This is a genomic window from Sulfurimonas iocasae, assembly GCF_047716755.1.
In the GTDB taxonomy this organism is placed as follows: Bacteria; Campylobacterota; Campylobacteria; order Campylobacterales; family Sulfurimonadaceae; genus Sulfurimonas.
This window is the reverse complement of record NZ_CP180409.1, coordinates 2431557-2452699: the sequence shown is the minus strand read 5'-3', so window position 1 is coordinate 2452699 and position 21143 is coordinate 2431557. Positions and strand designations below refer to the sequence as shown.

At 32.7% G+C, this 21143-nt stretch carries 16 protein-coding genes; 5 read left to right on the top strand and 11 right to left on the bottom strand.

Going from position 1 to position 21143, the window contains the following annotated elements:
• Positions 1 to 27 precede the first annotated feature (27 nt).
• From ACLHDE_RS12400 to fliW, 5 genes are all read right to left on the bottom strand, one after another.
• The gene (locus ACLHDE_RS12400) at positions 28 to 567 is read right to left on the bottom strand and encodes a hypothetical protein (protein WP_415396727.1); all 540 of its coding nucleotides are present in this window, start codon (positions 565 to 567) and stop codon (positions 28 to 30) included.
• A complete protein-coding gene (locus ACLHDE_RS12395; RefSeq protein WP_415396726.1) occupies positions 543 to 1493 on the bottom strand; it encodes a type II secretion system protein in 951 nt (316 codons plus the stop codon). The genes ACLHDE_RS12400 and ACLHDE_RS12395 overlap by 25 nt, the downstream gene beginning before the upstream one ends.
• The gene (locus tag ACLHDE_RS12390) at positions 1490 to 2161 is read right to left on the bottom strand and encodes a type II secretion system protein (RefSeq protein ID WP_415396725.1); all 672 of its coding nucleotides are present in this window, start codon (positions 2159 to 2161) and stop codon (positions 1490 to 1492) included. Before ACLHDE_RS12390 ends, ACLHDE_RS12395 begins: the two co-directional genes overlap by 4 nt.
• Positions 2155 to 6363 (bottom strand): hypothetical protein, encoded by a 4209-nt coding sequence (locus ACLHDE_RS12385; protein WP_415396724.1) that lies wholly within the window; start codon positions 6361 to 6363, stop codon positions 2155 to 2157. The genes ACLHDE_RS12390 and ACLHDE_RS12385 overlap by 7 nt, the downstream gene beginning before the upstream one ends.
• Before the next feature lie 213 nt (positions 6364 to 6576).
• Positions 6577 to 6957: a flagellar assembly protein FliW gene (gene fliW / locus ACLHDE_RS12380; protein WP_415396723.1), complete on the bottom strand. Its 381-nt coding sequence runs from the start codon at positions 6955 to 6957 to the stop codon at positions 6577 to 6579.
• A gap of 135 nt (positions 6958 to 7092) precedes the next feature.
• On the opposite strand from fliW, the gene ACLHDE_RS12375 reads away from it, so the two are divergent.
• Together ACLHDE_RS12375 and lon are read left to right on the top strand one after the other, a co-directional pair.
• Positions 7093 to 7836 carry an outer membrane protein assembly factor BamD gene (locus tag ACLHDE_RS12375; RefSeq protein ID WP_415396722.1) on the top strand — a complete coding sequence of 248 codons (744 nt, stop codon included), beginning with the start codon at positions 7093 to 7095 and terminating at the stop codon, positions 7834 to 7836.
• A gap of 53 nt (positions 7837 to 7889) precedes the next feature.
• Positions 7890 to 10313, top strand: coding sequence for an endopeptidase La (lon, locus tag ACLHDE_RS12370; protein WP_415396721.1), 2424 nt, complete (start codon positions 7890 to 7892; stop codon positions 10311 to 10313).
• Between the two features lie 6 nt (positions 10314 to 10319).
• Here lon and ACLHDE_RS12365 read toward each other — a convergent pair whose 3' ends face one another.
• From ACLHDE_RS12365 to ACLHDE_RS12340, 6 genes are all read right to left on the bottom strand, one after another.
• Positions 10320 to 10697, bottom strand: a complete 378-nt coding sequence (locus ACLHDE_RS12365) for a response regulator (protein WP_415396720.1) — start codon at positions 10695 to 10697, stop codon at positions 10320 to 10322.
• Positions 10698 to 10706: 9 nt separating this feature from the next.
• Positions 10707 to 13754, bottom strand: a complete 3048-nt coding sequence (locus ACLHDE_RS12360; protein ID WP_415396719.1) for an ATP-binding protein — start codon at positions 13752 to 13754, stop codon at positions 10707 to 10709.
• A 3-nt stretch (positions 13755 to 13757) separates the two neighbouring features.
• Positions 13758 to 15377 (bottom strand): Hpt domain-containing protein, encoded by a 1620-nt coding sequence (locus tag ACLHDE_RS12355; protein ID WP_415396718.1) that lies wholly within the window; start codon positions 15375 to 15377, stop codon positions 13758 to 13760.
• 9 nt (positions 15378 to 15386) lie between these two features.
• Positions 15387 to 15800 carry a PAS domain-containing protein gene (locus ACLHDE_RS12350; protein ID WP_415396717.1) on the bottom strand — a complete coding sequence of 138 codons (414 nt, stop codon included), beginning with the start codon at positions 15798 to 15800 and terminating at the stop codon, positions 15387 to 15389.
• Between the two features lie 66 nt (positions 15801 to 15866).
• On the bottom strand, positions 15867 to 17669 hold the full coding sequence (gene uvrC, locus ACLHDE_RS12345) for an excinuclease ABC subunit UvrC (protein ID WP_415396716.1): 1803 nt from the start codon (positions 17667 to 17669) through the stop codon (positions 15867 to 15869).
• On the bottom strand, positions 17659 to 17988 hold the full coding sequence (locus ACLHDE_RS12340) for a hypothetical protein (protein ID WP_415396715.1): 330 nt from the start codon (positions 17986 to 17988) through the stop codon (positions 17659 to 17661). The genes uvrC and ACLHDE_RS12340 overlap by 11 nt, the downstream gene beginning before the upstream one ends.
• A 90-nt stretch (positions 17989 to 18078) precedes the next feature.
• Here ACLHDE_RS12340 and ACLHDE_RS12335 point away from each other — a divergent pair, with 90 nt between their 5' ends.
• From ACLHDE_RS12335 to nhaD, 3 genes are read left to right on the top strand one after another with little or no spacing between them, the layout of a single operon-like run.
• Positions 18079 to 18234, top strand: a complete 156-nt coding sequence (locus tag ACLHDE_RS12335) for a hypothetical protein (protein WP_415396714.1) — start codon at positions 18079 to 18081, stop codon at positions 18232 to 18234.
• Positions 18234 to 19682 carry an L-aspartate oxidase gene (gene nadB, locus ACLHDE_RS12330; RefSeq protein ID WP_415396713.1) on the top strand — a complete coding sequence of 483 codons (1449 nt, stop codon included), beginning with the start codon at positions 18234 to 18236 and terminating at the stop codon, positions 19680 to 19682. The genes ACLHDE_RS12335 and nadB overlap by 1 nt, the downstream gene beginning before the upstream one ends.
• The gene (gene nhaD / locus ACLHDE_RS12325) at positions 19679 to 21058 is read left to right on the top strand and encodes a sodium:proton antiporter NhaD (protein ID WP_415396712.1); all 1380 of its coding nucleotides are present in this window, start codon (positions 19679 to 19681) and stop codon (positions 21056 to 21058) included. The genes nadB and nhaD overlap by 4 nt, the downstream gene beginning before the upstream one ends.
• Positions 21059 to 21143 lie beyond the last annotated feature (85 nt).

The window sequence follows — 21143 nt, the reverse complement described above, 5'->3', positions numbered from 1 at the left end:
ATTATAACATTAAAAAGTTTAGATAAATTATAATTTTTGGATGCTTCTTTTAAAATAACGGATAGGTTCAGTTGTTCCTGTTGGATTTGCTGTTATCGCTATATCCATTAAAACACTGCCATCAGAGTTTGGGTGTGTTATGGCTGTGTAATCTGATGTTGAGTTTGTATCACAAGAACTACCACTAAAATAGATATAACTCATTGTAATATTAATATCGTAAGTCTTATTGTATCTGAAGTCTAAATTTGAAAGACTACATGGAGCTTGTTGAGATATTTTAAGCATTGCATATTCAGCTGCACTATGAGAGAGCAAAACTGACTGCTCATAAAGATATAAGTCTGTTGTTCTTTTTGTTGTTTGTGTAGATAGTGATAATGAAAGAGCCATAATAGTAGTAATAACTACCAAAACGACAATAGCCATTATCATTGCTATTGCGCTGCGAAAAGTTTTTTTAGAATTACCCTTCAAATTGTTTCTACTTCCAGTGAACATTTTTCTTAGAAAAACGTTCCTTGCAGTAGATTTGAAGGGCATTAAAAGATAGTTTTTTCTTTGCATATCGAATACTCCTCATCTTTTATTAGTAAGCTTTTAACACAGACTTGAACCTTTATTAGCGACTCTCTTGCTATAAACCTAAAAGAACTTACATTTTCCATAATAATTTGACTCTTTCCATTCGTGTTATATCTTTCACCCTTCCATGGCTGATAATCATACCAAAGCGTTAATGTTCCAGTATTGTTACCGCCCATTGCTGTAGTATTATAATCAGTTATACCAACTGCGTAAGCACTCCACGCCAGTTGATAAAATTCATAAGCAACTACTTGGCTAAAATTATTGTCAGCTCCAGCAGAATTTACAGGTTTAAAAGCCTTTGTTCCATTGCTGTAAATAGGATGAATTGCATTTTCATTATTTACAATACCCTTTTGGGTTATAAATTTATTAGTATCTGCATCCCATCCCCAGTTAGAATCTAAAGAATCTGGGTTTACAAAATATATAGCTGTATCATTAATATCACTATTTGTATTTGATAAAACATTTATTAGAGAGTTTACATTGGCTGTATTAGTTGCTGGAGAAGTGAGTTGCGTAGAGTGAGTTAAGCTAGAGTTCAAATCTATAACTCCGCTCCAGTAAGGATTTATATCCCCTCTAAATCCATCAACATCATAACCTACCCATTCTAAAATGTTTGCTGTAGTATTTGTATAATCTTTTAGTGGAGTAAAAGAATTGTTATCTTCTCTAGCTATAGTAGAAGCTTTGATTCTATGTTGAAGTCTTGTAGCAACAAATTCTACAGCTGTTGCAGAATTTGACTGTAACTCATTATTTATTTTTGAGTTGATAAAACTGCTATATGCCTGAGCTACGAATTCAACGCCGAATTTTGCCAATATTCCCATAATTACTATGACAAATATAAGCTCTAGCATTGTAAATGCTTTTTTAAATCTTTGTTTACTCATCATGGTAAAACCTCGTTTGCATAGGCTACTTCACCAATATTTGCACTATATGTTCTAAGTAGAGTTACTGTCTCATTATTATCATTTTGCACAGTTACGGTAATCTCTTTTAAGTCAATGTTATTTGCTTCTAGCCCAAAATCTATACAGTTAGCACTATCACAGTTTTCTACATCTAGTATGCTATTGTAATTTTGTTTATATCCTTCGCTACTTGTACTATCACCAATATATATTGTAGAAGAAGGATGTTTGGAAGCTTCTAAAGCGTATAAATAATCTGTTCCTGTATAACGAGCTGTAAGGTTGTTATTTATACATCTTCTATTGACATGTCCAGTTTTTTTGATAATCTCAACTCCTCTTACAGTTATTCCCGTAGGAATACAAGTGGCAGTGAGATTTAAAACTCTAGATAAGTCATTTTCTGCAGTACTGCTATCATTGGCATCTATTAATGAATTTTCATCCCAAACGTAAGTAGTAGCTAAATTTATTTCTGCAACAGATGCAAAGATTGCTTCTTGAACAAGATTTTTTTCCATGGCCGAAGATGTTACTTGTGTCATCATAGGTAGAGACATAATAGAGATAGCAATAATAACAATAGCAAAAATCAACTCTATCATTGTAAAGGCAAATCTTTGAGATGTATGTGAAGTTTTTACCACATTGTTCTCCTATTTACTCTTCTTACTTTTTGGGTTTGTGTTGTTGTATTTGTCTCATATTGACCAGTCCATGTTGTCTCAGGTTGAAAAATTACTATGTGTTTGTTCGTTATTGCTACAGCATTGTCTTCATCATAAATAATCCAGTTTGAAACAGTGCTTTGCATAGTTGCTTCATAAGGCAGACCTTTAGTTCCATTATAACTATGAACAGAATCTTTAGTGTAGCCATTAGTCATAGTGTGTATGGTTGGTACAGTTACAGTTACAGAAGCAGTCAGTTCATTTGTCGCTGTTAGATTTCCATCATCACTCTCAACATGGTTTAGATTCACATACCATCTACTATCTACTTTTTGGATATATCTTCCAGCTAAATCTGGAAGAAGAGTTCTGTCACAAGTATTCCCACTTGTATTTCCATAACAATAAGCTTCATAATATATAAGTACATCAGGCTCACCATTAGCACCGGAAAGGCATGGGTAACTACCACAGACTATTCTTGTTTTTCTAGCGGCAGTTCTACCAAAATAGTGAGTTATATTTTGTCCATTTAATCCATTTATGGATATGTCACTTTTAGCTGTTTTATTTGTTAATAAACCAGCATTAATAAAAGTTCTTGGATCATAAACAGTAACTTTTGAATAGTTTATATTTTCAGGATTAGCAACTACACTTTGATTTCTATCAAAATTAAGGTTCATAATACTGCTTAAGACACCATTTGTAGTTTTTGCAAAAAAAGTATTTGGTGTAGTTATATTTGCATCTTGAGTTGTTACATTAGGTATTAGTCCGCTAACACTACCCGTAGTATTTCTATCACTTAGTACATATCTGTAGTCAAGTTGTGTATTTAAAGGAGCAGATTTACTAATGTTAATATCTAAAGGTTTAGCAAAGCATCCAGTGACAAAATTAGTTAAAGAAGAGCCACTATAACCTTGAGGAGTGATAATACTATTGACCTGAACAGACATGTTTATATCATCTGCATTGTTTATGTTCGCCATATATACAAAATTTGAAAAATCATCCGTTGTATTAATATCTCTATTGCTCAAGCCTAGAGTAATTTCACTATTGATATTAAATTTGTATGGATGAAAAGTAATGTCATAATCATTATAAACTAAGGAAGCTTCGTTATTTGTGTGGGTTGAGTTTATATTACAACCGTTGAGTATAGATGAATTTACATTTTGTGTTGTACTTCCTGGTATACAATCTAGCCCAGATAAAAAGTATAAACCGGTATGATGACTCATATATGTAGCATCACTATCAACTGCAGTCCAAGTTGTATCAGCTATGTTTAGTCTATACTCTCCAACTTGATTTACTGAACTATTTATTTCAACAGAACCATTCAAAAATCTTATGTCTACCGGCTTATTTGTATCATCATTACAAAAACTATTCGCATTAGTTGTAGTAATAGTTCTTGGTTCCCATGTATATTCAGAAGTATCATTAGGAGTTGAGGTATTAAATGATTTTGTATAACCTTGAGATGATATATTGTTTAAGTGGTTTGTAGCATTAATTTCAAGATTGTATTTATAGTCTGCAGCTATATTTATAACACTAGAAGTGGCACCAGTTATACCGGAGAAGTTGGTTGTTAATCTTTCTTGTGGTGTGAGCGGGTTTATTGAATCTGTTTGGTTTTGATCATCAACATGCATCAAAAATGCTTCAGGTCTTATAGCAAAATTGTCTCTTGAGCATATAAGTTTAGTATTGAAACCATATATACACTCCATACATGCTTGTAAATGTGCTGCAGATATAAAATTACCGGAATTACCACATGCTTGTGCAGCCTGAGTTGCAATACCATTATTATTTGCATTAAGAGGATATATTACAGGTTGTGCACATGCTCCTACTACTTGGACAATTTCAGCAAAATTTAGTATTTTGTACTCACCGTTTAACTCTTCTACTTTTACTAAATCTTCATTATTGTCATTTGAAACATTATAAGATATTCTAAATGCTGCATTTTGTTTTGCTACACTGTAAAATTCCGCACTAGAAGAGAGCGTATTGTTTAATCCTATTCCAGCAGTTAAAGCAGTTTGGTCAAACATAGTGGATGTAGAGTTATTGTTAAACATTACCCAGATTTTTTCACTGATTGAACTTGCCTGTTCTTGACATGAAGCATTTGTATCATGAAAAGCAGATGCATCGATCATTTCTATAGCAACTATTGTTGAAGCAGGGTTTAGGGTATCTGTATTATTAACATCTAGTGAGATAACTTTAAAATTTCCTTCTCTGGAAGTAACTTGAGTAGGAAGATTATAATATGGACTACTACCACCACTGTCTAAATCATAATAGTTGTTGTGAACTACGTTAAAAATCCCATTAGCTGGTGCATAGCTAAAATTTCCACTAGAACACATATCTATATTTGCCCCGATAGTTAGAGTATAAGGAATTGTTGTGTTAGCATCGATAACTAAATTATAAGTTGCTTCTACTGCTATTGGCATATCTAATGTTGACTGTTTTGGGTCTAAACTATAGTAAACATAAAAATGATCATTTGCTCCCATTTCACCAACATATATTCCCCTTATATAATCCCCATTTACATCTGTACTAACATTTAAATCAATAGAATCAACTAGATTTATCGGGGTTATATTACCAATTTTTGCCAATTTTGTAGAATCAGTAATATAAGTAGCCTGAGTTGTATTTATGTCAGTAATGTTAACCGTCATATCAGTTACTGAGATATCAGAATCAACGAGATTTCTAATAAATAGTTTCATCTCTATATCTTCACCTGTAATTACATCACCGATTAGTTCAGGGTCCTTAGAAGAATTGTTCTCTTCTGTAAAATATATTCCTTGTTGCTTGTACGCATAATCATAACAAAATTGTGGTTCATATAGCTCAGTAGAAAAAGCTATGACCTGTGGAAAAATCTGGTCAGCAGAACCACCAAGTTGTTTGACTCCAAAGTTGATAGTTGTGCTTGTTTGTCCGTTAGCCATGCTAGAAGATACATCAAATATATCTAAATCTACACCATTTCTGAATGTCTTAGTTGACATAGCAGTTCCTAAATTTGTATAAGAACTGTTAAATTGAGCACCTATAGGATTTAAAGCATTAGAAATGGTGTCATAACTAAACGTGTTAGGATTGTATATTTCTAATACATCACCATCTATTCCGTAATCGGCTTCTCCTCCGAATATTAAAAGTTTACTATTTATAGTACCACTTTTTGGAGTTAAAAAATCACTTATGTTAATACTTACCAGTAAAGGGTCAATAGTCTCCCAAATAGCAAAGTTCTCATACCCATCATAAATAGAAACAGTTTTTAATTTTTCTTCAGGATGAGCTAATGCAGTTTCTTGATCAAGACTATAAACTACTATTAAACTCCATCCTCCATAATAACCCATAACAAGATTAGTGACTGGCCATAAACCATCAGGATTAGGTTCATGATTAAAGTAATATCTATCGGAGAAATCTTTACCTGTGGTAGTAAGTATATGTCCTACAGTAAATGTCTTATTTATATCAGTGTATGTACTTTTTACTAAGTCAGTTACATCTACATAGGCTGAATAGTTCCATCGGTAACTATCATCATCTTTAAAAGCATAATGATATGCCTTACTTGTTGTATCTTTTGTTGTTAAGTTGGCAGTTAGAGAATGATAGTTTCCATCAGGTGTTTTAAGTGTGACTTGGTTCCAGCCTATGACAGCAGCATCAACTTGAGTGGTTGTTAGACCGACACCTAAATTCTCGTGTAAACCACCCTGCCAAAAAAGACCAGCAAATGAGATGTGTTTAGCTTCTACATAAGATGGTAAATCTAAAGAGGCTTCTGAGGAGTTGCGCTTTCTCGGATCAGTGTGAGTATTAAATGTGGTATCGCTAAGAGTGTAATCTGAAGTAATAAAAGCATTATAAGTACTATTAACGGTAGTTGTTAAAATTGAGTCACCAGTTGCATTCATATCTCCTCTAAGACTACTTCCTAGACCTCCATATAGAAGTGTAAATGTAGCATCTAGGTCTAGCTCTACCGAAGAATTAGCAGGTGCATCTGTACCATAGTTATCAGTCCATGAAAATAGTGAAGTTGACATAAAAAATAACACTAAAAACAGCAGCGGGAGATAAAAAGCTTTCTTAAAAGTTTTCATAACAGACTCCTTGTTTAAAAATAAAAAAGTGCACACAAAAAAAGGGCTCATGTAGCAATTTATATTTATATTGCATTTATTATACAGCTTTATTTCAAAAAAAATATGCAAACGGTGAAACTATCTTAAGTGTGATAAGTTATTTTAAGGAAAGTATTATAATTATTAACTTATATAGCCCAATATAAAGGGCTAGAGTGGTATTCTTATATGTTATTTATTTAAAAAAGTTGAAATCTTTTCTGCTACACCATATTTTGTTGATTCTGCTAGAATTACCTGAACGGCTCTATTCTTGTCAGTATTGAAGATTAATGGACCTACGAAGTTTACGACAGAACTCTCTATTGGAGTCTGAATAAGAACGATATTTAAAATTAAAAGGTTTGATTTTTCATCTATTTCCATTATCTCTTTTACATTGTTTGGAATTTCAAAGTCATATTCTCTTAATATAAAAGGGTCTATAAGAGTAAAAGATATTTGATTATCTTCACATGAAACCATTTTCATAAAAACATCATCAATCTTCTCTAATTCTACCTGTTTTATGCTCTCAAAACCTAAAAGAGGCACACTTATATCAAATTTCATAAAAAACCTTTTGCAAAAATATTTATTAATTATAGCACTTAAAGCATAAAATGTACCATTCTTATCTTAATAGTTTAACCTATGTTATATATCTTTTGGGTAGAATATCAACTTATTTATTTATAGGGATATTATTTGATAAAATTTAAAAATAGTTTTTTATTAACAGCATTGACAGCTATACTTTTCTTTAGTGGTTGTGCTAAAGATGTTGAGGAATATAATAAACCTGCTGTTTATTGGTATGGTAAGCTAGTTAAAAATATTTCTCGTGGAGATTTAGAAAAAGCTGATAACTATTACAGCTCTTTGCAGGGAGAACATATTGGTTCTCCTCTTCTGCCAGAAGCAACAATGATTTTGGCTATTGCACATATGTCTAATGAGGAGTATCTTCTAAGTGAGCATTTTTTAAATGAGTACATAAAAAGATATGCAACAGCAAACGAAAAAGAAGATGCAGAGTTCTTAAAGATAAAATCTAAGTATCGAGCTCTACCAAATCCAAGACGTGATCAAGCCCTTATTGGAGAGGCTATTGAAGAGGCTCAAAAATTTAAGAACAACTATCCTAATTCCATGTACTATGATGTCGTAGAGACTATGCAAACACGGTTATATTTGGCAGAAGCTGCTTTAAATGAGACTATTGCAGATCTTTATGTTAGACTTGACAAACCAAAAAGTGCAGAGTACTATAGAAACATTAAGCCACAACCATGGATAAAATGGGATGAGATTGACAGAGCAAACACAGCTTGGTATCGTGCATGGTTTGAAGGTGATGGAACACAAAGTTGGTATGCTTTTATGGTTCCAGATACAAGAAGTGTAGTATCTAGAAACTCAGTAGTTGATGATAACATTACAACTAAGTAAAGTACAAGATTTAAAAGATAATTTTTTAGAACTTTAATAAACTAGGAAAAAATATGAAATTAAGTAATTATGGTGATTTTCCAGCAGATATACCTGTTATAGCAGAGGATGAACTTTTTTTATATCCTTTTATGATTTCACCACTTTTTTTGAGTGATGAAAACAATATTAACGCAGCAACATTAGCTATGGAAGAGAGTTCTTTAGTTATAGTATGTCCGACTAAACCATCTCGTGATGGAGAGAGAACGTACGATGCATTATATGATGCCGGTGTTATTGGCTCTATTATGAGAAAAGTAGCACTTCCTGATGGACGGGTAAAGGTTCTTTTTCAAGGACTTGCTCGTGCAAAAACACTTTATGAAGTACAAGAAACTCCTCTTATAGCAAATGTAGATATTCTTGAAGCTACAAATACAGAATCTTTGAAGATAGATGCAATACTTGAAGTAGTCCGAGAAAAGGTTAGAACACTCTCAAGTGTAAGTAACTATTTTCCTCCAGATTTACTAAGAACCATAGAAGAAAATCATGACTATAATCGTATTGTAGATTTAATATGTAGTAGTGTAAAACTGAAAAAAGAACAAGCCTATAAACTTTTTATTGAAACAGATACTGAAAAAAGATTTCTATTTTTAATTGATTACCTTATTGAAGAGATAGAAGCAAATAAATTGCAAAAAGAGATTAGAAGTAAAGTTCATACTCATATAGAAAAAGTTAACAAAGAGTACTTTTTAAAAGAACAGCTAAAGCAGATTCAAAATGAGCTAGGAACAGATACATCTCGTGATGAAGAGATAGAAGAGTATCGTAACAAACTAGAAGCCAAAAAAGGTAAAATGGGGGAAGAAGCATATAAAGAAATATCTAAACAGATAGAAAGATTCTCTAGAATGCACCCTGATTCTTCAGATGCATCTATGACTCAGACATATTTGGATTGGAGTTTAGATATTCCTTTTGGTGAAAATGCAAAAAAAGCCCTTAAGATAAAAGATGTTGAGAGACAGTTAAATGAAGATCACTTCTCACTTGAAAAACCAAAAGAGAGAATAGTAGAGTATTTCGCAGTTAAAGAGCTTTTAGAGTTAAGAGGTATGGGCAATGACAGTGCCGGAGCTATTCTTTGTTTCTCAGGACCTCCGGGTGTAGGTAAAACCTCTTTGGCTAACTCTATTGCAGAAGCCCTAAAGAGACCACTTATCAGAATAGCTCTTGGTGGACTTGAAGATGTAAACGAATTAAGAGGACATAGAAGAACTTATGTTGGTGCTATGCCTGGTCGTATTACTCAAGGTTTAATAGACGCTAAAAAGATGAACCCTGTTGTAGTCTTAGATGAGATAGATAAAGTTTCTCGTTCTCAAAGGGGTGATCCAACAGCTGCTCTTTTAGAGATACTAGATCCTGAACAAAACAAAGAGTTTAGAGATTACTATCTTAACTTTGACATAGACCTTAGTAAGGTTATTTTTATAGCTACTGCAAATGATGTTGGCCGTATTCCTACACCTCTTCGCGATAGAATGGAGTTTATTACAATCAGCTCATACACACCGCAAGAGAAATTTGAAATAGCTAAGAGATATTTATTGCCTCAAGAGCTTAAAAAGCATGGTCTTAAAAAGAGTGAAGTAAGCATTTCAAACCCAGCACTAAAAGAGCTTATTCATAGTTATACAAGAGAGGCAGGGGTTAGAAATCTTCGCCGTAGAATCGCAGATATGAGTAGAAAAGTTGCTCGTAAGATACTAGAAAATACTGCTACAGAAAAAGTTTCTATCTCTCTTAAAAATCTAAAAGATTTTTTTGATAAGAGTGTATTTGAGATTGAAAAGACTACAAAAGTTCCAGTTGTAGGTGTTGTTAATGGACTTGCATGGACGGCAGTTGGTGGAGATGTTTTAAAGATTGAGAGCATCAGAATCAAAGGTAAAGGTACTATGCAACTAACAGGTAGTCTTGGTGATGTTATGAAAGAGAGTGCTAGAATCGCTATGAGTGTTGTTAAAACTCTTATAGATTCTAATAAGCTTAAGATTGCACCTGAGAATATTCCTCTTACATTTAAAGAAAAAGAAGACAATGAAAAAGTGGACTCTAGTGAGGTTTACAAGCGTTATGACCTGCATATACACGTTCCAGATGGTGCAACTCCAAAAGATGGTCCAAGTGCCGGTATAGCAATGGTAAGTGTTATCGCATCGATTCTTAGTGGAGAGAAAATTCGCTCTGAGATTGCTATGACTGGTGAGGTTTCTCTGAGTGGTGATGTTCTACCAATCGGTGGATTAAGAGAGAAATTGATTGCTGCGCATAAGGCAGGAATGAGTAAAGTTTTAATTCCGTCAAAGAACTATGAAAGAGATTTAGAAGATATTCCTAAAGAAGTAAAAGAATCACTTGAAATTATTGGTGTAAGCAGAGTTGAAGAGGTATTAAAATATATTTTAGTCAAGGAGTCCTAAGTCTTCCTAGACTAAAACTGTTGATATTTTTTGAATGAGATCTATATTTCTTATTGGTTTCATTAAAAAACCATTAGCTCCAAACTCTAAAGCCTCACTTTTTTTTGTTTCATCAGTTGTAAGAACGATGATAGGGAGCTGACGAAGATTATAATCAGCACGCACAACTTTAAGCATTTCAATCCCACCCATTACTGGCATAATTATGTCAAGTAAGATAAGGTCAATATCATCTCTTAATTTAAGAACATCTATTGCATCTGAACCATTTTGTGCCTCTACAACTTCATTTACTTTCTCATTTTTCATCAACATTGATTTAAGCAGCTTAAGATTTATCATATCATCATCCACTATTAACACTGTTAGGTCTACTTTTGACATATCTTATCCTTAAATAAATTTTCCAAATACTACCTGAAGTAAGTCTTTATTGACTACATTATCAATTAGCTCATCTACATATAAAAAGTCATCAGGGTTTTGCTTAAGTTCAGAATCATTGATGAGTACAAGATAAGAAGTTAACATACTCTCTTTATCTATTTTTTTAATACGATTTGAGAATTTTTCTAACTCAACTCCGATTAGTTCTTTGTCAAAAAGTATGAGTTTATATCTATTATCTTTGCTCAATTCTTCTAGTTCTTCAAAGGTATGAGCTATATCGTAAGTGTAATTGAGTGATTTTAAAAGTTCAACATACAATTTTGACTCAAAGCTACTCTCTTTTGCTAAAAGAATATCTGCTTTATACTTTGATTTTTTAGAAATAACGGGAGTTGATTCAACTTCAATAATAGAATCAGCAAGAAAATGATTTAGTAGGGAAATAATCTCTGAGCGAACTAGAGGTTTAGTAGTATACTCATCTAGACCGGCTTGAAGGAATCTTTCTCTATCTCCTTTTAGAGCATTAGCAGTAAGTGCTAAAATAGGAACATGAGGTTGACCGTAATCCTTTTCATACTCCAAAATCTCAGTAGCTGCTTCTACACCATCAAGAATGGGCATCTGAATATCCATAAAGATTAGATCAAAGTTTCCATCTTTTCTTTTTTGGAAAGCTTCAAGACCATTGTTTGCAATACTTACCCTTAGTCCTAAATCTTCAAGAGTTCTTTTAATTAGTTTTTGATTGATAATATTGTCTTCAGCAACCAAAACATTTGCTTTGAATTTTGTTGCTTCTTCACTGCGCTTTTTGCGGTTTGTTTTTTTAATTTCTTTCTCATTGCAGTTTTTAGCATTGCAGTTTTGCAGTATAAGTTTAACTTTAGAAAGAGTTAGTGGCTCATATATAGTTTTGAAGATATTTAAATTAAGCGAATCTATCTTTTTCATATAATATGATTTAGTTAAAAGAACTAGAGATTGAGGAAGTTTTCCATAGCTTGGGAGTTCATTTTCTTGGCAATAGTCATAATCTGCAAATATTAAGTCATAATTCACTTGTTTTTCTAGAGTCTCTATCTCATTTATATTTTTAAAAGTAGTGTAACTAACGCCATAATACTCTAGGTATTCACGAAGGTAACTCTCTTGTCTTTTTATTTTATGATTGTTTTGTAAAATTAAAGCATTAAGAGAGGAAAAACTTCCTTTGCTACTCTCATTTAGTGTTGCAACGTCTTCAAAATCTATTGTAAAAAAGAATGTTGTTCCAGAACCTATTTCACTATTAAGATCAAGATGACCACCCATCAGCTCAATAAATCTACTCGAAATTGTAAGACCTAGACCGGTACCGCCATATTTACGAGTAATAGATGTATCTGCCTGAGAAAATGCTTCAAAAATTCTAGATTTTTGCTCACTTGTTATACCAATGCCACTATCTTGAACTTCAAATTTGACTCTTATTTTATCTTCTAGGGCACACTCAACCTTTCTTATATCAACATTTATAAAGCCTGAATTACTTGTAAACTTAACAGCATTAGAAAGCAAGTTGATAATGACCTCTTTTATCTTAGTTGGATCACCTTTTAGTGGTTGCTCTAACTTAGGATCTATATAACATCCAAGGTCAATGTGCTTTTCACTCGCACGCACGGCATAAACTTCAACAGCACTTTCAAACTCATTGATTGGATTAAATACAATATTTTCAATCTCAAGTTTATTACTCTCAATTTTAGAGAGATCAAGAATATTGTTAATAATCTCAAGAAGGTTTTCAGAAGATTTTTCAATAATCTCAACAAACTCGTTTTGCTCTTCACCGAGGCTTGTATCTTTAAGAAGTTCAGTAAATCCGACAATACCATTAAGTGGTGTACGGATTTCATGAGACATATTAGCAAGAAACATAGATTTTGCTTCACTTGCTTCTTGAGCAGATGCTTTATCTTTTCTTGTCTGTCCAATAATCTTCTCTAATAAGTCGTATGCGTCATTTATACCACCTGATGAGTGTAAATTAATAATAGTAGTCTCATCTTCATTCTCACTTGTATCTTGGGCAACCCTTTTAAGAACATATTCAAGGTTTTTAATATTTCTAGTCATATCATTAGATAGTAAGTAGCCCGATATTGCAAGAATTAGTGATATAAGCCAAATTGTAAGAGCAATAAGTAGAAACTCAAAAGAGTCACCTTCTACTTCTTTTGCTCTTTTATTTATTTCCTTAAGAAGTAGATCTTGGGCATTTGATATGATATTGATTTTCTTAGAGTACAAGGCAACCCAAATACTTGAGGTAGTATCATATTTTCCACTTTTACTTGCAGAAATAATTGTAGTTCTCTGAAAATTTATGCTTTTTAACAGCTTTATAGCATCTTCATTATGAAATAGCAGGTCTAAATCATTAAGGAGATTCTTATTGTTTAGCATCTTATAATTGATAGCATCTGCTTGTGTAATAATTGAAATCCATTTATGAAGATCTTCTTTTTTTAATTGAGTTGAATGAGAGATTATATATGCTATATATCCCATTTCAACACCACTAAACTCTTTTGCATTGACCATAGCAATATATGCAGAATTAAGCTCCTTAATCTTCTGATCTGCTTGATTGTTTATAATTTGCTCAAGTAGAGAAATAGTTTTTTTTTGTATATCACTATATATATTTGTAAATACATCTTCAAATGCTATTTGTTTATTGTCAACTAGTTTTCTGACATTATGTAATTTAGGTTTATTTTCAGTGTAACCCAAAAAAGATTGTACTTTTGTGTCAACAACTTTTCTTTGCTCTTGTAAAGATTTGAAAGTATATTTTGAAGGTTTAGCAAGGTAAAGCGCAGTTATACTCCTTTCTTTTGCAATATTACCAACTACATCACTTAAATATCTGTTTTGGGATATCTTATCTTGGAGTATTTTTGCTTTTTCGTAATTTTTGTATGAATCATATAAATAGTAACTTGTTAGAGAAAATAGAATAATAATAGGAAATAAATTGATTAGTCTTGAATCTAACCGCATATATTAATCCTTAACCCCTGATATTTGCTGGAATTTAGCGTTAATAGCATCCATAGCATCTTTGGCTTCGTTCGCATCTTGTGTATGAATAATTAATTCTAATTCCTCCTTAAAATCATCTATTCTCATATTATCACTCATTCCTTTTAGTTCAATAGCAGTTCGTTTCCAAGAGGAAGCATCACCTTGTTCTATTGCACTGTTGATTTCACGACAGATATTCTTGCCCTCTATCACAAAGTCATTAAATAGTTTTTCAAAACTCTCTGTGTCTATACCAATTTCAATGGCTACTTCTGCCTTGTTATATGCGCTCAGTGAAGTTTGTGAAACTTCTTGTTCAAACTTTTGAGTAATATTTTCTATGTCATCATCTAGAGTGATTTTATCTAACTCATCGGCTTTGCTAATATCTTCATCTAAGGTTATCTCTTCTATCTTTTGATCTTGGATTTCATCAATAGTTAAGAAGTCATCATCAGCGAGTTCTGGCATTATAATAGTTTCAGGAACTTCAGAATCATCTATTTTTATTTCTTCTATGTCATCTTTAAAACTAAGTATTAAGTCATCGTTTTCGTTAGATACTTCTTTTTCAATACTTTGTTCAACTTCTATAGGAGCTACAGGTTGAGTGGCTTTTTTTGATAGTTTTTCAATGATTATATATAGCATATCTATATTTGTTTTAATCTCTTGAATATCCTCTGAGGTATTTATTGTACTTAATATTTCAAATGCATCTTCAATGCGAAGATTTGCAGCTACACCTTTTAGTTTGTGAGATTGAATTTTTACATTGTCGGTATTGTCGTCATTTAGAGAGTTGTACAAGTCATCTTTAAATTCATTCGCTTGAGAAATGAAATCTTCAATGAACTCTTCTATTAAATCAACAGGAAGACCAAGTTCATTTGAAGCTAAATGTGGATCGTAAACATATTCATTGCCAACATTCAGTGATTGTGTATATAGGGGAGGAAGAGGTTCTTCTTCTTGTGCCTCTTGTATTTCAGGTAATTCTTCTACGCTCTCTTGGATATTATCAATCTCTATAGGTTCATCTTCATAGATATCTTCAACAACTTTAGGATTTTCTTCTAATTGGTCTAGTGTATTAGTTTGAGTTACTTCATATGGATCGTGAGTTACTTCTATAGATTGAGGTGCAATTGTCTTAGTATGTTTATCGTCTTCAAAGTCTAGAGTGTTGAAAATTGCAGCACTCTGTGTAGTGACTTCTGGTGCAGGTTTCTCAAGCACATCTTCAGCAACTTGTTCATTTTCGTTATGAGTTAATGCTCTTAAGTTGACAAGGTTTATAATATAGGCTTTTTGTGATGGGTCATCAACAAGGTAAGCTGTTTTTATATCAAGAGTACATCTAAAATTTTCTTCGTTTGCATGAATGATTACTTTTGAGTCTTCACTTCCTTCTGCGCAAGTAACAAAGTCTATCCAGTGAACATGTTTAAAGTTATGTACGAAACCAGGTGTTTTTACAAATAAATCAGCAAAGTCAGCTGATTCACTTCTTAGTTGAGATAGATTTGAAAATCCTAGAGCATTTAGATCAGATTCGTCAATTCCCACAAACTCTTTTTGATAGTTATAAATTAACATTAGTACCCCTTAATTTTCAGTTTCAAGCATTTTTCTGTAAAACGCTTCATTCTCTTTAATATCTTTTCTTGAAGCAACTTTTTTAGCGGCAATATAACCAGTTAGTTCTTCGTTGTCATTATAAACAGGTATTATCTCTGTGTCGACCCAATAGAATAAGCCATCTTTTCGTAAATTTTTTATCAAGCCATTCCAAGCCTGACCACCCTTAATTGTGCTCCACATTTTAGTAAATGCAGCTTTTGGCATATCTGGGTGTCTGATAATATTATGATTACTTCCGATGAGTTCATTAACTTTATATCCTGATACTTCACAGAACTTTCTATTTGTAAAAGTTATAAGACCATTTAAATCAGTTTGACTTATTAGTATACTGCCTTCAAAGATATACTCTTCATTAACTGGTACTATTTTGTCCATTAATAAACCTTATACTCTACAAAATATTATGAATATAAATATATCATAATAGAAGCAAAACTATACTTAGAAGTAAATATTTTTAATTACTATCGCATCTTTTATATTTAAAACGGAATTTATTTCTTCTAGAGTTAAGGTTTTTAGAGCTTCAAATGTTCCAAAATGATTGAGTAGTTTTTTCACTTTTGCTTCAGAGATTCCATGAAGGTTTAGAAGTTTACTCTCTTTATCGAGTTTTAATTTGGTCTTTTTATGAAAACCAATCGCACTTCTGTGAGCTTCATCCCTTAGATTTTGTGTCCACTGGAGTCTTTTGTCAGAATTTTTCAATCTAAAAATATCATTCTTAGTATGAATAATATCATTTGCTTTACCTTTTGCTCGATGAGCCTTTGCATCAATCTTTTCTTTAGAAATAGCAATGATGTCTATAAAAACACCTGCTGAATCTACAATATCAGATGCCAGTTTTAAAAGTGTAGCTCCACCATCTATAATCCATAAGTCTGGCGGGGAGTTTTTAGAAAAACTCTCAACTCTTCTTGTTAGAGTCTCTCGCATCTGAGCGTATTCATCTTTTGCTTGAAGATGATAAGTTCTGTAACTTTTTTTATCAAACTTTCCATCCTCATAAACTATCATAGCTCCAACAGTTGCCACTCCTGACATATGTGAATTATCAAAAACTTCTACTCTTTTAGGAATGCGTTCTAAAGAGAGCAGCTCTTTTAAATCTTCTAAAACTTGTGTGTCGTGAGAGTTTTTATCTCTTTTTAGAAGCTCTTTGGCATTTAAGATTGCTAAGTCTATTAACTGCTTTTTATTTCCCTGTTTTGGCACTTTAATATTAGCTTTTTTTTCAAACACACTACTGAGATGCTCCTCAATGACTTGTAAGTTTTCAAACTCTGACGCTACTAAGATAGGTGCTATTATCGGAGGTTTTTCACTTCTATAAAAATCTAGCAGAACTCTTTGATAAAGCTCGTCTTCATCATACCCTTCATTCAATTGAATATAGTCGTGGGTAGATGATATAATCTTTCCATCTCTCATAAATATTCTAACCACAACAGCTCTTAAAGATGAGTTTTGAAGTACAAAAATATCGTAGTTCTCATTTGTTGCAAAATCAATCTCGCTTTTAATCTCAGAACGAGATATTTTCTCGATTCTGTCTCTAATTGCTCCTGCCTCTTCAAACCTTAAGTTTTCAGCATAAAAAGACATTTTTTCTTGAAGTTTTTTTACCAATAGTTTTTTGTTCTGAATAAGTTCATACGCTAAATCCAACTCTCGCTTATATCTTGCTTCAGAGATGGGTAGCTCACAAGGACCTAAACATTTATCTATCTGATGGTATAGACATAGTTTTTTTGACTTTAAAGATCCTTTTTTTTGCACAAGTTTACATAGCTCATAAACAGAATCTAAAATATCTCTAGCACCAACAGAAAAGGGGCCAAAATAGTTAATATCAGAAGCTTTTATTATTTTTCTTGTAATCTCAAATCTTGGATATTTTTGAGAGTTGTCTATATAGATGTAAGGATAGGTTTTATCATCACGAAGGAGAATATTATACTTAGGATTTAATTGCTTTATCAGTGAGTTTTCGAGTATAAGAGCATCGTGTTCTGACTTTACAACTATGTAGTTCATAGACTCAGTTTGGTTTATCATTTTAGTTATTCTAAGTGAAAGATTAGCATTTGCTTTTAGCTCAGGTGCAAAGTTAAAGTAGCTTTTTACTCTTTTTTGCAGACTCTTAGCTTTTCCTATGTAAAGCAGATGCCCATTTTTGTCAAAATACTGATAGATGCCAGCAGAGTCAGGAAGCTGTTTTATCGTTTGTTTAAGAGTCATTTTTTGCTTTTATTATATCTTGGATAGATTTCACAAGAGAGTTTAGTTTTTCATCTTTTATATTAATAGTAAAATCACCGCTTGCTCTTTCTGTGTACTCTTCTTTTGAATCAGTTTTAAACAGAGTTGTCTTCTTTATCGGTTTATTTGTTACAAATGCTTTTATATCAGTTACAGTTACTTCATTACATTCCTCAGCAGAGACAAACTTTAAAGCACTTTTAATACTTTGTATATTATTATCAAACTCTTGTTTGGCACCAGGATGATTAAGTACGAAAAATAGTATGTCATTTTTAAAATAGGCAAACTTAATCATCTTCTGAAGTGCCGGTGAAAATATGGATTGTATTTTTTTAATACACCTATATTTCGAAAGTTTAGAGAATTGAGGTTTATGTTGAATAAATTGAAGAATTTGAGCACTGTTTTTCATCTGCTTATTATAGCAATGTTTGTGTTAAGTGTAAACGGGTGTGGATATAAAAAAGCTCCATATTATCTAGAAGAGGCTCCATCAGGTGATGAAAATGTTGAGTTTATTATTAAAGAACCGACTAAGTAATGCAGTATGATGTAATAATTATTGGAGCAGGTGTAGCCGGTTTATATGCTGCATCTCATCTGCCAAAAGATAAAAAAGTACTCATTATAAACAAAAGAGAAACTTTTAAGTGTAACAGTTTTTATGCACAAGGCGGAGTTGCTCTTTCAAAAGATACAGATGATATTCCATCTCACATAAAAGATACGCTTGAAGCTGGGGCAGGACTTTGTGATGAAGAAGCTGTAAAGGTTTTAAGCCATAATTCAAGAGAAGTTATTGATGACCTTATAAATCACGGATTTAAGTTTGATCGTGATGAAAACGGAGAGTTGCTTTATACTAAAGAGGCGGCTCATTCAACGAGTAGAATCTTGCATGCAGGCGGAGATGCAACAGGCAGATATATGCACTACTTTTTGTTGGAGCAAAATAAACATGCATTGTTAAGTGATGCCAGAGTTGTTGATTTGCTTATTAAAGAAGGTGAGTGTTATGGTGTTACAGTTTTAGACCATAGAGAGAGTAAAAATATTTACGCTCCAAACGTAATCATTGCAAGTGGCGGGGTAGGCTCACTTTTTGAATACCATACTAATGCTCCATGTATAAGTGCAGATATGCAAGGTCTTTGTGTTATGAAGGGCATAAAACTTGAGCATATGGAGATGATGCAGTTTCATCCTACAGTTTACGTAAACAGTGAGAATGCCCAAAAACTTCTTCTGACTGAAGCCTTAAGGGGTGAGGGTGCTAGCATAGAGGATGAAAATGGAAAAAGATTTTTATTAGACTATGACCCACGCGGTGAACTCGCATCTAGAGATATAGTTAGTAAAGCTATATATGATTATACAAAAAAAACAGGTTTAAAAACTTATTTGAATCTGCAAAACTTTGAGTATAATTATTTTATTCATAGATTTCCAAATATATATAAAAATCTACAAGATATAGGTTTTGATGTACCAACACAAAGAGTGCCTATTTCTCCGGCTTTTCACTATGCTATAGGTGGTATAAAAACTGATTTAAAGGGAAAAATTCCTAATGTAAGTGGACTTTATGCTATCGGTGAAGCTGCGTCTGTGCGGGTCCATGGAGCAAACAGACTTGCGTCCAACTCTTTGCTGGAGGGTTTAGTCTTTGCAAGAGAGGCTGTTAGAGATATTTTAAAAAATCCACAAACTAAAAAGATTCTAAAGTTTGAAGTTAGTGATGAGGTAATGAGTCTTAAAGATGATAAAGCTAAAAAGAACTTACTTCGTCGTATAATGTGGCAAAATGTTTCTATTGTTAGAACAAAAGCGGGTTTAAATGATGCATTAGAGCAAATTAATGCTCTTTTAAAAGAAAATATTGGTAAACTTTTGAAATTTCGTTTATTAACAGCCAAAGAGATTGTTCTCTCAAGCTTAGCTAGAGATAAATCGATTGGTGTACATACAATTTTAGAGGAGAAAGAATGATAAAAATTCTATCGTTATTAGGTTTAACAAGCGTAGCTGTCTTTGCAACAACTACCGCCCATGCAGAAGGGGCCGCAGTTGATTTAGCTACAACGCCATTTGGTTGGTTATTATTAGCAATATTTGTAATAGGATATTACTTTATTGCCGCGGAGGAAAAATATCATATAAACAAAGCTAAACCAGCACTCTTTACTGGTACTTTTCTTTTTATGTTACTTGGCGCTTATTATGCATATAATGGTTTAGACTTTAGTGCTTTTGATAATGAAATAGCACACTTAATTTTGGAAATTGCAGAAATTTTCTTCTTCTTATTTGTTGCAATGACATTTATTGAAGCCCTTATTGAGAGAAATGTATTTGATGCACTTAAAGAGAAGCTTTTAAAGGCTGGATATAACTATAAGAAGCTCTTCTGGGTAACAGGTATTTTAGCATTTTTTATCTCTCCTATTGCAGATAATCTTACAACCGCGCTTATTCTTTCAACTGTTTTAATAACAATAGAAAAAGAAAATAAAGCCTTTCTTGTCCCAGCTGCGATTAATATCGTTGTTGCAGCAAATGCTGGTGGTGCTTGGTCACCATTTGGAGATATTACAACACTAATGGCATGGTCAGCTGGTAAGGGAGCATTTATTGATTTTCTTTTCCTCTTTCCAGCTTCTATTATTGGTTGGGCTGTTACTGCCTTTTTACTTTCTAAGTTTGTTCCAGATGGACATCCTAAAAAGATAGAAGGTGCAGAACCAGTTGATATTCACAGAGGTGGTAAAGTAATTATTTTCTTAGGTGTATTTACTATTGCTTGTGCAGTATTAGGAAAACAAATTATGCACTTGCCTCCAATGTGGGGAATGTTGTTTGGTCTCTCTCTTTTACAACTTTATGCATATACACTTAAAAAATATCATGATCACGATATTGAAATTTATAAGTCTGTTTCAAAAATTGAGAATGATACACTGCTATTCTTCTTTGGTATTTTAGCTGCTGTTGGGGCTTTACACTTCGCTGGTTTCTTGGGGCATGCTGTAAAACTTTATACAATGTTTGAGCCTACAACAGTAAATATTGGTGTTGGTTTCCTCTCCGCTATTGTTGATAATGTTCCAGTTATGTCTGCAGTTTTAAAAGCTTCTCCAGATATCCCTTTAGCTCAATGGATGCTAGTTACATTAACTGCAGGTGTTGGTGGTAGTATGATTAGTTTTGGTTCTGCTGCTGGTGTTGGTGTTATGGGTAAACTCAAAGGTGTATATACTTTTGGTTCTCATATGAAACTTTCTTGGACAATTGTTATAGGTTATTTTGTATCTGTAGCTGTTTGGTATACTCAGTATGAGGTTTTAGGGCTATATATTAAACCTTAACTTTAATTACCCTTGTCTTTGCTTTGAGCTTCCGTGAACATTTTTCTTTAGAAAAATATTTCTTACATTGAAGCTTAAGGCAAAA